Origin of the sequence: Sphingobium abikonense NBRC 16140, assembly GCF_001598335.1 — a bacterium.
Classification (GTDB): Bacteria; Pseudomonadota; Alphaproteobacteria; order Sphingomonadales; family Sphingomonadaceae; genus Sphingobium; species Sphingobium abikonense.
Genome location: NZ_BCYT01000019.1, coordinates 58,425 through 71,512 on the forward strand (window position 1 = coordinate 58,425; position 13,088 = coordinate 71,512).

General features: G+C 67.0%; 14 protein-coding genes. 6 read left to right on the plus strand and 8 right to left on the minus strand.

Annotation, left to right across the window (positions count from 1 at the left end; genetic code table 11):
• Positions 1 to 162 precede the first annotated feature (162 nt).
• Positions 163 to 534: a hypothetical protein gene (locus SAB01S_RS15725; RefSeq protein WP_062734178.1), complete on the minus strand. Its 372-nt coding sequence runs from the start codon at positions 532 to 534 to the stop codon at positions 163 to 165.
• A complete protein-coding gene (locus tag SAB01S_RS15730; RefSeq protein WP_062734214.1) occupies positions 531 to 1,187 on the minus strand; it encodes an EI24 domain-containing protein in 657 nt (218 codons plus the stop codon). The genes SAB01S_RS15725 and SAB01S_RS15730 overlap by 4 nt, the downstream gene beginning before the upstream one ends.
• A gap of 107 nt (positions 1,188 to 1,294) precedes the next feature.
• Here SAB01S_RS15730 and SAB01S_RS15735 point away from each other — a divergent pair, with 107 nt between their 5' ends.
• A complete protein-coding gene (locus SAB01S_RS15735) occupies positions 1,295 to 2,296 on the plus strand; it encodes an adenosine kinase (RefSeq protein ID WP_062734180.1) in 1,002 nt (333 codons plus the stop codon).
• 35 nt (positions 2,297 to 2,331) lie between these two features.
• On the opposite strand, the gene SAB01S_RS15740 is transcribed toward SAB01S_RS15735, so the two are convergent.
• The 3 genes from SAB01S_RS15740 to tsaD are packed head-to-tail and all read right to left on the minus strand — an operon-like array spanning position 2,332 to position 5,886.
• On the minus strand, positions 2,332 to 3,852 hold the full coding sequence (locus SAB01S_RS15740; protein ID WP_062734182.1) for a lipopolysaccharide biosynthesis protein: 1,521 nt from the start codon (positions 3,850 to 3,852) through the stop codon (positions 2,332 to 2,334).
• 31 nt (positions 3,853 to 3,883) lie between these two features.
• Positions 3,884 to 4,855, minus strand: coding sequence for an NAD(P)H-dependent glycerol-3-phosphate dehydrogenase (locus SAB01S_RS15745; RefSeq protein WP_062734184.1), 972 nt, complete (start codon positions 4,853 to 4,855; stop codon positions 3,884 to 3,886).
• Entirely contained in the window at positions 4,852 to 5,886 is a 1,035-nt protein-coding gene (tsaD, locus tag SAB01S_RS15750; protein WP_062734216.1) for a tRNA (adenosine(37)-N6)-threonylcarbamoyltransferase complex transferase subunit TsaD, read from the minus strand. The genes SAB01S_RS15745 and tsaD overlap by 4 nt, the downstream gene beginning before the upstream one ends.
• A gap of 44 nt (positions 5,887 to 5,930) precedes the next feature.
• Between tsaD and hemC the strand changes: the two genes are divergently transcribed.
• Genes hemC through SAB01S_RS15765 form a run of 3 tightly spaced genes read left to right on the plus strand, consistent with a single transcriptional unit; the run spans position 5,931 to position 8,436 of the window.
• The gene (hemC, locus tag SAB01S_RS15755; protein WP_245646506.1) at positions 5,931 to 6,872 is read left to right on the plus strand and encodes a hydroxymethylbilane synthase; all 942 of its coding nucleotides are present in this window, start codon (positions 5,931 to 5,933) and stop codon (positions 6,870 to 6,872) included.
• Positions 6,869 to 7,552 carry a uroporphyrinogen-III synthase gene (locus SAB01S_RS15760; RefSeq protein WP_062734187.1) on the plus strand — a complete coding sequence of 228 codons (684 nt, stop codon included), beginning with the start codon at positions 6,869 to 6,871 and terminating at the stop codon, positions 7,550 to 7,552. Before hemC ends, SAB01S_RS15760 begins: the two co-directional genes overlap by 4 nt.
• A complete protein-coding gene (locus SAB01S_RS15765; protein WP_062734192.1) occupies positions 7,549 to 8,436 on the plus strand; it encodes a hypothetical protein in 888 nt (295 codons plus the stop codon). Before SAB01S_RS15760 ends, SAB01S_RS15765 begins: the two co-directional genes overlap by 4 nt.
• A gap of 7 nt (positions 8,437 to 8,443) precedes the next feature.
• Here the strand turns inward: SAB01S_RS15765 and pgeF are convergent, their stop codons facing one another.
• Positions 8,444 to 9,205 (minus strand): peptidoglycan editing factor PgeF, encoded by a 762-nt coding sequence (pgeF, locus tag SAB01S_RS15770; RefSeq protein ID WP_062734193.1) that lies wholly within the window; start codon positions 9,203 to 9,205, stop codon positions 8,444 to 8,446.
• 133 nt (positions 9,206 to 9,338) lie between these two features.
• Here pgeF and SAB01S_RS15775 point away from each other — a divergent pair, with 133 nt between their 5' ends.
• Positions 9,339 to 10,919 (plus strand): amino acid permease, encoded by a 1,581-nt coding sequence (locus SAB01S_RS15775; protein ID WP_062734195.1) that lies wholly within the window; start codon positions 9,339 to 9,341, stop codon positions 10,917 to 10,919.
• Between the two features lie 57 nt (positions 10,920 to 10,976).
• Here SAB01S_RS15775 and SAB01S_RS15780 read toward each other — a convergent pair whose 3' ends face one another.
• Positions 10,977 to 12,227, minus strand: a complete 1,251-nt coding sequence (locus tag SAB01S_RS15780; RefSeq protein ID WP_062734197.1) for a multidrug effflux MFS transporter — start codon at positions 12,225 to 12,227, stop codon at positions 10,977 to 10,979.
• Between the two features lie 193 nt (positions 12,228 to 12,420).
• Here SAB01S_RS15780 and SAB01S_RS15785 point away from each other — a divergent pair, with 193 nt between their 5' ends.
• Positions 12,421 to 12,717 carry a hypothetical protein gene (locus SAB01S_RS15785; RefSeq protein ID WP_062734199.1) on the plus strand — a complete coding sequence of 99 codons (297 nt, stop codon included), beginning with the start codon at positions 12,421 to 12,423 and terminating at the stop codon, positions 12,715 to 12,717.
• Positions 12,718 to 12,847: 130 nt separating this feature from the next.
• Here the strand turns inward: SAB01S_RS15785 and SAB01S_RS18755 are convergent.
• On the minus strand, positions 12,848 to 13,088 hold a 241-nt coding region (locus SAB01S_RS18755), incomplete at its 5' end, for a hypothetical protein (protein ID WP_218016161.1).

Here is a 13,088-nt window from a genome sequence, read left to right on the forward strand (position 1 = left end):
CACCGTCGCCCCTTTCCTCGCCCTTTCGCGCTCTCTTGTGGTCCCCGCGACCACTGTCGCGTCACGGTCGCTTCGGTGTCGCTTCGCAGGCGCTTGACGGTCGCGTCGCACCCCAAAAGGCCCCACGACACTGTGAACTTCGACGAATCGAAAAAGCGCCGCCTATTTGCTCTGCAGCGCGCTCACACAGGCGGACGGATCGACATCCGCGCCGGTCGGGTTGCGCGCGTCGACATGCGTCACCACCGGCTCCTTGCCGCGCGCGGGCGCATAGAGATAGGCGTCGAGCACGCAGCGGCCATTGGCGAATTGCAGCTTGCGCACCGTGGTCTCGCGAATGTCGAGCCGGGGCGTGCCGAACAATTGCGTCAAACGGCGCGCGTCCGACCCCAGCAAAGGCCCCTGTTTCTGGAACGCGCTAGCCGGCGGGCCGGCGGGCGGCGGGGCGTAGCTGCCCCTGGGAACGACCGATCCGCCACAGGCCGCCAGCGGGGCGAGCAGCAGGACCGACAGGACAGGGCGGGCAATCTTCATCGGGTCTTCCGGCCAAGCAGCATATGCACCGCCATAGCCGCGCTGAAGATCGGCGCAAGCAGGTTGACCAGCGGCACCAGGAACAGAAGCGCCGAAACGAGCCCCATGAGCCACCGGCTGCCGCGCGGGATCGGCGGCAGCGCGGGATGACGCGGCTCGACCATGTCGGCCATGTCGCGGCCCAGCAGATAGGCGTTGAGCGCCAGGAACAGGCCGATCGTCCCCACGCCCGTCACCAGCAGCGCGATATAGGCCGGCAGCGCCAGCATGTTCCACCCGATCGCGCGCGCCAGCGAGGCGACCGCCAGCCGCCCGCTGCGCCCCCACCCTACCGGCCGGGCCGCGACCTGGGGATAGTCGGTGCGTTCGACCGCCGCGATGATATCGTCGGCGAACAGCCCCATCACCGCCATCGCCGTCGCCCGGAACAGCAGCCATCCCGCCGCCACCATCGCGATCGCCGTCGCGCTCGCTTCGGCCAGGCCCCCGCCGCCCCAGCCCAGCGCCAGTCGCGCAGCGTGGAAACCGCCCCACAGCATCGCCGCCAGCATCGCGAACAGCAACAGCGTCAGCGCCAGGGTCTTGGCCATCAGGCCCAGCGTCACCCGCTGGAAGATGGAAGGAATGGCGCGCAGCGCGGCGATCAGGATCATGGGCCTGCTATCCGCTTGCCCGGCCCCGCCGTCAATCAGCGCCGTTGCGCCCACGCCGCCGGCCCGGTAGAGACGGCGCAATTTTATTACCAGCATAAGGATATTGCGTGACCGCTTCTGCCCCCACGCTCGACGTCGTCGCCATCGGCAACGCCATTGTCGATGTTCTCGCCCGCAGCGACGACGCCTTTCTGGCGCAGCATGCGCTGACCAAGGGCGGCATGCAGCTGATCGACGCCGCCATGGCCGAAAGCCTCTATGCCGACATGCCCCAGGCCAAGGAAATCAGCGGCGGGTCGGCCGCCAACACGCTGGCGGGCCTGGCTGCGCTGGGGAAAAAATGCGGTTTCATCGGCCAGGTCAATGACGACCAGCTGGGCGACGTCTTCGCGCATGACGTCCATGCGCTGGGCATCCGGTTCGACACGCCCGCGATGCAGGGCGACGTGCCCACCGCCCGCTGCCTCATCCTGGTGACGCCCGACGCGCAGCGCACGATGAACACCTTTCTGGGCGCCTCGCAATTCCTGCCGGAAGCCGCGCTCGACCTCGACATGATCCGCTCGGCCGGCATCCTCTATCTCGAAGGCTATTTGTGGGATCCCGAACAGCCCCGCGCGGCGATGCGGGCGGCGATCGACGCGGCGCGCGGCGCGGGCCGCAAGGTTGCCTTCACCCTGTCGGACAATTTCGTCATCGACCGGCATCGCGCCGACTTCATCGACCTCATCGACCAGGGGCTGATCGACATCCTCTTTTCCAACGAGGGCGAAATCCAGTCGCTGGGCCAAGTGGATAATTTCGACGCGGCGCTCGCCCGCTTCGCCGGCAAGGTGCCGGTGCTGGTGTCGACCCGCAGCGAAAAGGGCGCGGTGGCGGTGGTCGATCGCGTGCGCCACGAAGCGCCCGCCGCGCCGGTCAGCCAGATCATCGACACGACCGGCGCGGGCGACCTGTTCGCCGCCGGCTTCCTCGCCGCCCATATCGAGGGGCGCGACGTTGCCGATTGCCTGAACCTCGGCGCAGCGGCGGCGGCCGAAGTGATTTCCCACTGGGGGGCACGGCCCGAGGCTGATCTGGTGGTGATCCGCGACCAGCTGTTCGCCTGACCGCGCAGGGCCGGAAGGCGCGGCTGGCCCCCGGCTCAGCCCGCCTTCTGCTTGCGGAACAGCGCCCGGTCATCGGGGCCAAAGCCCCAGCGCCAGATGACCAGCGCATAGGCCCCCAATATCGCCCAGACGCCGACCGCCAGCTCGACCCATTCGAACCGCGCCGGCAGTGCGACGAAGCCCGCGCCCACGATACAGGCGACACCCGCCGCGCTCAGCAGCGGCCAGCGCCAGGCATTGATCGGTGCGCCCAGCAGCCGCGAAAGCAGCCGCGCCTTTACCAGCGCCCCCAGCGCCAGCGCCAGGCAGAGCGCCAGCGCAGGCGCTGCCGCCACCCACAGGCCCGGCAGCTCCATCTGGCGGGCGAGCAGAATGAGCGCGAAGCTGAGCGCCGCCTGGCACCCGATCATCACCAGCGAAATCATCAGGTTGCGGTGCCGGGCGATATAGACCAGCGCCGATTCGCTCACCACCGCCGTCGCCGCCACCACTTCGGCCAGCAGCAGGAAGGCAAGCGCGCCGGTCCCCCCGACGAAATGCGGTCCCACCAGCCCCATCACCGCTTCGCCCGGAATGCCCAGCGCCAGCGCAATCCCCGCCTGCGCCGCGATGATCCAGAAACCGACCTGGCTCACCTGCTTGGCGATGGCGGCCAGGTTGTTTTCCGCCAGATTGCGGGTGATGACCGGCCCCAGGATTGGGTCGAAACTGGTCTTGAGCTTCTGCGGCAGCGACGCGACCTGCTGCGCCACATAATAGACCCCTATCACCGCCGGGCTGACGAACAGACCCAATATCGCCATGTCCAGCCGGCGCGATCCCCATTCGACGCCATCGGCCGCCGCCAGCGGCAGGTTACGTCGCGCCAGCCGCCACAGCCGTCCGCCATCGGGCCGCCAGCCGCGCGGCAGGCCATAATGGCGCATCAGCGGCAGGAGCGAGGCGGCCAGCGCCGCGATCATCGACACGGCATAGGAGAGGATAAGGCCATCGCGCGTCGAATAAAAGGCAAAGGCAAAGGCGCCGATGCTGATCGCCCAGGGCTCGATGATCGACCGCGCCCGCACGGTCGCGCCGATATCGAAACGATAGGCGCAGGCGGCCAGCGCCACGTCGGAGCCCGCAACCCCGATCACCACCAGCGCCAGCAGCCGATCCAGCCCGTTGATGCTGCTGTTGGGGAACATCGCCTGCGGGAATGCGATCAGGATCGCCGCGCCCAGCAACGCCGCCAGCAACGTCACCAGCATCGCATCGGCGACGACATGATTATGCGGCCGCTCGGTCTGGGCGAGCGCGCCGGCCAGGCCGCGCTTAAGGCCCAGCGTCGCGATCTGGGCGATGAATTCCACTACCAGCACGGCATAGGCGAAGCGGCCCAACGCATCCGCGCCATACCAGCGCCCCGCGATGAAAAGGAAGGGAAGTCGCGCCGCCAGCCGCAGCAGGAAGCCAAAGATATTCGTCCGCCCGCCCTTCGCCAGCGCGGCGATATCGTCCCGATCATCGGGCAGCGACCGGTCGGTCGCGGTCAGCGGCGGTTCGGCCGGTGTCATGACAGGGAAAGGGATGTGGGCACGGGGCGGTTTATTCGGGTCGCAACGGGCGCGCAAGCAGCGCGTCGATCACATCGGCCAGCGGCGCGGCATCGGCCAGCAGGGCGCAGACCGCCTCCACCACCGGCATTTCGACCCCGGCCGCGCGCGCCGCATCGCGCAGCACCGGGGCGGTATGCGCCCCTTCGGCCACGGTGCGGCGGTTGGACAATAGCTCTGCCGCATGCGCGCCCTCGCCCAGCCCCTTGCCAAGCGAGAAGTTGCGCGAGTTGGTCGACGAGCAGGTCAGCACCAGATCGCCCAGCCCCGACAAGCCCCCCAGCGTTTCGGCGCGGGCGCCACGCGCCAGGCCAAAGCGGGTCATTTCGGCAAAGCCCCGGGAAATCAGCGCCGCGCGGGCGTTGAGGCCAAGCCCCGCCCCCTCCGCAACGCCGCAGGCGATGGCCAGCACATTCTTGACCGCGCCGCCAATTTCCGCGCCGATCACATCGTCGGACAGATAGGGGCGGAAGGAGGGCCGCGCGATCCGCGCGGCCAGCCGCTGGCCCAGCGCCTTGTCCTCGCACGCCAGCGTGACGGCCGTCGGCAACCCCTTCGCCACTTCATGGGCAAAGGTCGGACCGGACAGGACCGCGATCGGCGAATCCGGCTGCGCCTGCGCCGCCACTTCCGACATCAGCAGGCTGCTGCCCGCCTCAATGCCCTTGGAACAGAGGACCAGCGGCACGCCCGCCGGGGCCTGCGCCACCACGGCGCGCAGATGCTGCGCCGGGCTGACCACCAGCAGCATCTCGCAGGCGGAAAGGTCGTCCATCGAACCGGTCGCGCGGATCGAAGGGGATAGGGGGATATTGGCGAGGTAAAGCGGGTTTTGATGGCTGGCGTTGATCGCATCGACCACATCGGTTTCCAGCGCCCACAGCGTCACCTGCTGCCCATCGCTGGCCAGCAATTGCGCCAGCGCCGTGCCCCATGCGCCCGCGCCAATGACTCCCGTCCTCATGCTTTCACTCCTGCGCCGCGCGCTTTGTCGGCCGCCGGGTCGAGCGGCCAGCGCGGCCGCGCGGGAACGCTCAGATCGTCGACCAGCCCAGCGGCGTAGCGCTCCGCGCCCGCCCAGGCGATCATCGCCGCATTGTCGGTGCACAGCCACAGCGGCGGCGCGACGAAGGGCAAATCATGCTCGGCGGCCAATTGTTCGAGCGCGGTGCGGATCGGCTGGTTCGCCGCCACCCCGCCCGCAACGACCAGCGCGGTGACGCCCGCGCTGTCGCCCAGCGCCCGGCGCGTCCGGTCAACCAGACAGTCGATCACGGCCTGCTGGAACGATGCCGCGATATCTTCGGTTGCATAGTGGCCGGACTGAACCGCCCGCATCACCGCGCTCTTGAGGCCCGCGAAGGAAAAATGCGGTTCCGCCGTGCCAACCAGCGGCCGGGGTAGGGGGACCGCCTTGGGATTGCCCCCTGCCGCTGCCTTTTCCACCAGCGGCCCGCCCGGATAGCCAAGGCCCAGCAGCTTGGCCGTCTTGTCGAAGGCCTCCCCCGCCGCGTCGTCGATCGTCGTGGCAAGCCGCGCATAATCGCCCGGCCCCTTGACCTTGAGCAACTGGCAATGGCCGCCCGATACCAATAGCAGCAGATAGGGAAATTGCAGCGTCCGGTCGGCCAGCCGAGGCGAAAGCGCGTGACCCTCCAGATGATTGACCGCGACCAGCGGCTTGCCCGCCGCATGGGCGAGCGCCTTGCCGGTGACAAGGCCGACCATGACGCCGCCGATCAGGCCCGGCCCGGCAGTCGCGGCGATCACGTCCACATCGTTCAGGCTCATCTTCGCGTCGGCCAGCGCCGCTTCGATCAGGGGGCTGAGCGCCTCGACATGGGCGCGAGCGGCGATTTCGGGCACGACGCCGCCATAGGGGCGATGCGCCTCCTCCTGAGTCGCCAGGCGATGCGCGAGAATCTGCCCGTCGGCGCTCACCAACGCGGCCGCGGTTTCATCGCAGCTCGATTCCAGGCCGAGAATGATGGTCATTGCCGCTTCCATCTAATGCCGCTGGTCATTAGAGCAAGCCGGATATGCTTTTCACCCCACAAAGCGACATGGGCCGGCCGCTGCGCCTGGGCACCAGGGGATCGCCGCTCGCCCTAGCGCAGGCGCGCATGACCGCGCAGGCGTTGATCGCCGCCCATGGCTGGAGCGCGGACGCGATCGAGATCGTCACCGTCCAGACCAGCGGCGACCGGATTCAGGACCGGGCGCTCGCGGACATCGGGGGCAAGGCGCTCTGGACCAAGGAACTGGACCGGGCGCTGGTTGCCGGCGAAACCGACTTGTCCGTCCACAGCATGAAGGATGTCGAAACCGTCCGGCACGACATATTCCATATTGCAGCGATGCTGCCGCGCGCCGACCCGCGTGACAAGCTGATAGGCGCGGCCAGTTTCGATACGCTGCCTCCCAATCCGATCGTCGGCACCAGCTCGCCCCGGCGCGGCGCTCAGGTCAAACGGCTGCGCCCCGACGCCACCATCACGCTGTTCCGGGGCAATGTCGCGACCCGGCTGGCGAAGCTCGCGGCGGGGGAGGTGCATGCAACCTTGCTGGCGGCGGCCGGGCTCGATCGGCTGGACCAGGGGGATGTCGGCACGATCATTCCGGTCGACACGATGCTGCCCGCCCCGTCGCAGGGCGCGGTGGGTATCGAGATATTGTCCGGCAATGCGCCTGTGATCGACGCTGTGGCTGCGATCAATCATCGCGACACGTTCGATGCCGTGATGCTGGAGCGCGCGGTGCTGCGGGGCCTGGGCGGCACCTGCCATTCGCCCATCGCCGCACTCGCGCTGATCGATCGTGACCATGTCACGATACGCGCCGAAATCATCAGCCCCGACGGGCAGGAAACTGTCAGTGAGAAGCTGCGCCTGGCACGCGGCGACCTGGATGCTGGCGAAGCCCTGGGCCGCGCGCTGCTCGACCGCGCCAGCCTGGCCCTGCGCGCCCTGTTCGAAGCGTGAGGCCACTCCTCATCCTGCGGCCGCAGCCCGGCGCGGATCGCACGGCGGAGAAGGCGCGGCGGCTTGGCCTGTCGCCTGTGGTGCATCCGCTGTTCGCGCCCCAAATGCTGGACTGGCAAGCGCCCCCGGCGCAGAATTTCGACGCGCTGCTGCTGACCAGCGCCAATGGCGTGCGCTGCGCCGGCCCCGCGCTGAAGGCGTATCGCGCGCTGCCAACCTATGCCGTGGGCCAGGCGACCGCCGCCGCGCTGCATGCGGCGGGCTGGAACGAAATGATAGCCGGCGACAGGGATGGCAGCGCCATCGCCGCGCGGATCGCACTGGACGGGCATCGCCGCGTGCTCCATCTTGCCGGCACGACCGTCGCGCCGATCGACGCCGGCCCGCTCGCCATCACCCGCATCGCCGTTTATCATATGGCCGCGCTTCCGCCCGATCCTGCGCTGATTGCGGCAGCGACGCCGGGCGCGATCCTGCTGGTTCACTCCCCGCGCGCAGGCGAGCATCTGGGCGCGCAGATGCCGCAATCCGGGCGTGGTGCGCTGCACCTGATCGCGATCAGCCCCTTGGCGCTCGCCGCCTGTGGCGATGGCTGGGCCAGCGCCGCCTGCCCGCCGCGCCCCGATGATGACGAGATGCTGGCTCTTGCCCGCGCTTTGTGCGAAGGACAGCAGCAATGACGGACGAACGGGTCAGCATGGATGGCGACAGCATGGATGCAGGCACGGTTCCGCCTGCGCCCGCGCGGCGGCGCAGCCTTTTGCCGCTGTTGATCCTCACCCTGCTCGGCTTTGCCCTGGGTGTCGGCCTGACGGTCTGGGCCTGGCCGCAGATCCAGGCCCGCTGGGGGCGAACGCAAAGCCAGAAAACCGCCACGCCGACGCCGCGCGCCAATCGGCCCGCCGCCACCCCGCGTCCGCTATCCGCCGATACGGCGCAGGTGCTGGACGGGCGCGTCGTGCAGCTGGAAGAAAGGCTGACCCGCATCACCGTGGAAGCGCAGGCCGCATCCGCCAACGCCGCCCGCGCAGAAGGGCTGCTGGTCGCCTTCGCCGCGCGGCGCGCGCTCGATAATGGCGGACCGCTCGGCTATATTGAGGGGCAGTTGCGGCTGCGCTTCGGTCAGGCCCAGCCACGCGCCGTCGCCACCATCATCAACGCGGCGCGCGAACCGGTGACGCTTGCCGATCTGCGCGCGGGCCTTGCCAATATCGGCGATGCGCTCGTCAAGCCGCCGGCCAGCGCCAGCTGGTGGGACGCGCTGGAACATGAAGCGCGCGAGCTTGTCACCATCCGCAAGGCCGATGCCCCCTCGCCCCGGCCCGAAGCCGCCTATGATCGCGCCATGCGCTATCTCGACGGCGGCCGGGTCAGCGCGGCGCTGGCGCAGGTCGAACATATGCCCGGCCGGTCGGTCGCGGAAAAATGGGTGCAGATGGCCCGCCGCTACATGGAGGCGCGCCGGGCGCTCGACCTCATTGAGACGGCGGCGATCCTGGAGCCGCGAACCTTGCGCAGCAGCGAAGGCGCGCCGGTCGCGCAAACCTCCCCGCTCGCGCCCTGATCCGGCCTCAGCCCGGCAGTCCGATCATCGACATCTGCCGCCCATAGCCCGGCTCGCCCTGATGACAGGTGCGGCGATAGCTGAAGAAGCGCTCGGGCTGGCTATAGGTATCTTCGTCCAGCACCGCGACCCGCTCGACGCCCGCTCCGGCCAGTCGCGCCGCGACATAGCCGCCAATGTCGAATTGCAGATGCCCTGGCCGCCCTGCGGAAAAGAAGCGTGTATTGTCCCCGTCCTCCTCCTCGAACCGTCGCGCGAAATCCTCCGTCACCTCGTAGGATGCGCGGCCGATGCAGGGGCCGATCGCCGCGACGATCCGCGATCGTGTTGCGCCCAGCGCCTCCATCGCCGCCAGCGTCGCGTCGGTGACGCCGCCAATCGCGCCCTTCCACCCTGCATGAGCCGCCCCCACCACGCCTGCCGCCGTATCGGCGAACAGCACCGGCACGCAGTCCGCAGTCAATATGCCCAGCAGCAATCCTGGCCGGTCGGTGACGATTGCGTCCGCCTCCGGCCGGGCGTCCAAGGCGACGGGCCCTCTCACCGTCTCGACGTGCGCCGAATGCACCTGCCGCACCGTGACCAGCGCCGCGCCCGGGAGGACGGCATCGCGCGCCAGGTCCCGGTTGCGGAAAATCGCGTCGCGGTCATCGTGCGACCCCAGCCCGACATTCAGCCCGGCATATAGCCCCTCTGACACGCCCCCGCGCCGGCCGGCAAAGCCGTGCGGCACAGCGTCCAGCAAATGCGCCTTTACCAGTTCAACCATCGCGACCCTTGTCCCTTTCATGTCATGACCGCGCAACATACTTGCGCGCAGCGGATTAGGCGATAGTCTGCCCTCCCCATAAGCAAAAGGGGTGCGTCCGGTGGCGTGCCGGGCTAAGGGAATAGAGGTCTTCATGATATTCGGGCGCGTAAAGCCTCTCGACGCCATATTGGCGACGGCGGAAAAGAAATCACTGCATCGATCGCTGGGTGCGTTCCAGCTCACCATGCTGGGCATCGGCGCGGTCATCGGGACGGGCATTTTCGTGCTGACCGCCGAAGCCGCGCAAAAGGCGGGGCCGGGCATGATGCTCTCCTTCGTCATCGCCGGCTTCGTCTGCGCCGTGGCGGCGCTCTGCTATGCGGAAATGGCCGCGATGGTGCCGGTGTCGGGGTCAGCCTATACCTACAGCTATGCGGTGATGGGGGAACTGATCGCCTGGATGGTCGGCTGGGCGCTGATCCTGGAATATGCGGTCGCGGCCGGCGCCGTGTCGGTGGGCTGGTCGGGCTATGTCGTCGGCCTCATCGAGCATACATTCCACATGGACATACCCAATTTCCTGACGCGCGGCCCCTATGATGGTGGCGTCGTCAACCTGCCCGCCATGCTGATCGCCGCGCTCGTCACTTGGCTGCTCGTCATCGGGACCAAGGAAAGCGCGACCGTCAACGCCGTGCTGGTCGCGATCAAGGTGGCGGCGCTGACGCTGTTCATCATATTGTCGGTGCCGGTCATGAACATGGACGGCTTCTCGCCCTTCGCGCCCTTGGGCTTTGCCGGAATTTCCGCGGCGGCTGCCTCGATCTTCTTCGCCTATGTGGGCTTCGACGCCGTGTCGACGGCGGCGGAAGAAACCAAGAACCCTCAGCGCAACATGCCGATCGGCCTCATCGGCTCGCTCGCCATCTGCACCATCTTCTACATGCTGGTCGCCGCTGGCGTCATCGGCACGGTGGGCGCGCAGCCCGTCACCGCCGGGAATATCCCGATCGCGCAGGGCGGCATCGCGCTGGCGCCCGGCTCCACCGAATTGTCCGCGCAGTGCGCCGCGCTGGCGAAGGCCGGGACGGAAGCCGTCACCTGCTCGAAGGAAGCGCTGGCCTGGACCCTGCGCGAAATCGGCTGGCCCCAGATCGGCAATCTGCTCGGCCTCGCCGCCGGCCTGGCGCTGCCCTCGGTCATCCTGATGATGATGTTCGGCCAGACCCGCATCTTCTTCGTCATGAGCCGCGACGGCCTGCTGCCCGACTTTTTCTCGAAGGTGCATCCGGTCTACAAGACGCCGCATGTCATCACCATCCTGACCGGCATCTTCGTCGCGCTGTTTGCCGCCTTCTTCCCGGTCGGCATCTTGGCGGACATCTCCAATTCGGGCACGCTCTTCGCCTTTGCCGCCGTGTCGATCGCGGTGATCGTGCTGCGCCGGACCGATCCGACGCGCAAGCGTCCGTTCCGCACGCCGGCCATCATGGTCACGGCGCCGATCGCCATCATCGGCTGCATGTATCTGTTCTGGAGCTTGGGCAGCGACACCAAGCTGATGTTCGTGGCCTGGGCCACGGTGGGCCTCATCGTCTACTTTGCCTATAGCCGGAACCGCAGCCATGTGGGTCGGGGCATTGTTGACGTGGCGGAGGATGACGCCGCCGCCCCGCCGCAACCCGTTCCGCCGCTGCCGGGCGCGCCGACGCCGGGCGGGAAGGACGCCTGATCCAAAGTAACACGGGGCGGGAAACCGCCCCGTTTTCGCTTCCAGTGCCCTACCGGTTCAACAGGGATCGCGCAGCGCCGCCAGATTGGGGCGGGTAAACAGCTTCCCCCGCTCGGCCCACACCACGATCAGGAAAGACAGGCTTCCATAAACCAGCAACCCCGTCGTGAAGGGCAGGGTCGTGCCATCGAACGCCCGGCCCACCAGGCTTCCCAGTGCTGCGGACACCGCCGTCGTCAAAAACGCCTGGAAGGATGAAGCAACGCCCGCCCCCTTGTGAAAAGGCTCCATCGAAATGGCGCTGAAATTGGCGGCGGTGAAGGCCACCGTCAGCATGGTGAGCGACTGGAGCGCCATGAATGTCACCAGCGTTTCCCATCCCATCAGGATCACGCCCATATGGACCGCGGCGATCAGGCAGAAGGCGATCAGCGCGGTCTGGCTCATGCGGCGCGCGCCGAAGCGTTGCACCAGGCGGCTGTTGATCAGGCTGCCGATACCCATGAACCCGGCAATGGTCGCAAAGCCGATCGGAAAGATCGTCGCGGCGTCGAACACATCAAAGAAAATCTGCTGGATCGACAGGATGAAGCCGATGAGGCCGCCCATAACCACCCCGCTTGCCAGCATATAGCCGATCGAACTGCGCGTGCGCAGGACCACGCCGATGGTCGCCATCAGACCCGCTATGGTGATCCGCGTACGGTTTTCCATCGCCAGCGTCTCGGGCATCCGTGCCAGCATCCAGATCAGGATCAGGCTCGCCAATATCACCAGCACCCAGAAGATCCACCGCCACGGTGCCACCCATAATATCGCCTGGCCGAAGCTGGGCGCGATCACGGGGATCAGCATGAAGACGGCAAAGATCAGCGACATGACCCGCGCCATCGCGTCGCCGCGGAACCGATCGCGAATGATGCCGACCGTAATGACCCGGCTGGCGCCAGCAAAAAAGCCGGCACAACCCCGGCCCACCAGCATCATGATGAAGCTTTGCGCGCTGGCGCATAGGACGGATGACGCAATGAACATCGCCATCGCGCTGCCCAGCACGACCTTGCGCCCGAAACGATCCGACAGAACGCCGAACAAAAGCGACCCTATGCCCAACCCCATGAAATAAACACTGATGATCAATTGCCGGTCATTGGGCTGGGGAATGGCCAAATCCCGCCCAATCGCCGGAAGCGCCGGAAGCATAGGGTCGATCGACAAGGCGTTCATCGCCATCAGGCACGCGCACAGCAGCACGAACTCCCGGAAATGAATGTCGCGTGGCTGTGATGGGGGGGATGGCGGGATCATGTCGTGGCTATGGGGACTATGCGCTGCCTGCGCCACCCCAAAAGACGGCCCGCAGCTACCGGCCAACGGACCCGCTTCATATGGCAAATACTCCGTTAACCATTTTTTATCGGCTGCTCCGTCATGGTGCATCCAACGCACATACCAAAGGGTCGAAACTTTGCTTTAGCGAGATAACAGGGGATTGGGTTTCATGGGTAACAGTTTCAAGAGCGCGCAATTTCTGATGGAAGCCCGCATGTCGCGGGCGGCCTATGGATCGGCGGAGGACTGTTTTGATCTTGGCGTCGCCTATAGCTGCGGCACCGGTAATCTGCCCATCGACCTTGTCGAAGCGCATAAATGGTTCAATCTGGCGGCTCTGCGCGGCAGCGAGGAAGGCCAGTCGATGCGCGCCGAAATCGCCGAGGAAATGACCGCGCGCCAGATCGCCGAGGCGCAGCGTCAGGCCCGTGCCCTTATCGCGACGAAGCAGGCCCGCGCAGCTTGATGCCTAGGTTGCCGCGTTCGCCGGGACGGCGCTGCGGTCTTGCTTGTTCCGACGGGATGCGGACATCGTCCTGATTTCAACTTAAGGGCGATGACCAGAGGTACCGCTCTGGCGTCAGTCGCGGAATGCTCTAGCCAACAAGCGGTAAATCGAAGTGGGCAACAGCGTCGGAACCGCTTGATTGATTTTGAATGGGATCGCCCTTCGTACGCCAGTCACAAACGGCCTCGACGACAGTGACGCGTCCAATTTTTACCAATCTGGGGCATATGCCCAACGCTGCCATCACTTCAGGGCCGGAATGATTTGCGCGTTTTCGAACACACTGCTTACTCTGCACCCGCCCCTTCATACCGATCATCGGCGCCGCC

Excerpts from the sequence above, each read along its gene's own strand:
- SAB01S_RS15725 (WP_062734178.1), bottom strand. The coding sequence starts at position 534 with ATGAAGATTGCCCGCCCTGTCCTGTCGGTCCTGCTGCTCGCCCCGCTG.
- SAB01S_RS15730 (WP_062734214.1), bottom strand. The coding sequence starts at position 1,187 with ATGATCCTGATCGCCGCGCTGCGCGCCATTCCTTCCATCTTCCAGCGG.
- SAB01S_RS15740 (WP_062734182.1), bottom strand. The coding sequence starts at position 3,852 with ATGACACCGGCCGAACCGCCGCTGACCGCGACCGACCGGTCGCTGCCC.
- SAB01S_RS15745 (WP_062734184.1), bottom strand. The coding sequence starts at position 4,855 with ATGAGGACGGGAGTCATTGGCGCGGGCGCATGGGGCACGGCGCTGGCG.
- tsaD (WP_062734216.1), bottom strand. The coding sequence starts at position 5,886 with ATGACCATCATTCTCGGCCTGGAATCGAGCTGCGATGAAACCGCGGCC.
- hemC (WP_245646506.1), top strand. The coding sequence starts at position 5,931 with ATGCTTTTCACCCCACAAAGCGACATGGGCCGGCCGCTGCGCCTGGGC.
- SAB01S_RS15765 (WP_062734192.1), top strand. The coding sequence starts at position 7,549 with ATGACGGACGAACGGGTCAGCATGGATGGCGACAGCATGGATGCAGGC.
- pgeF (WP_062734193.1), bottom strand. The coding sequence starts at position 9,205 with ATGGTTGAACTGGTAAAGGCGCATTTGCTGGACGCTGTGCCGCACGGC.
- SAB01S_RS15775 (WP_062734195.1), top strand. The coding sequence starts at position 9,339 with ATGATATTCGGGCGCGTAAAGCCTCTCGACGCCATATTGGCGACGGCG.
- SAB01S_RS15780 (WP_062734197.1), bottom strand. The coding sequence starts at position 12,227 with ATGATCCCGCCATCCCCCCCATCACAGCCACGCGACATTCATTTCCGG.
- SAB01S_RS15785 (WP_062734199.1), top strand. The coding sequence starts at position 12,421 with ATGGGTAACAGTTTCAAGAGCGCGCAATTTCTGATGGAAGCCCGCATG.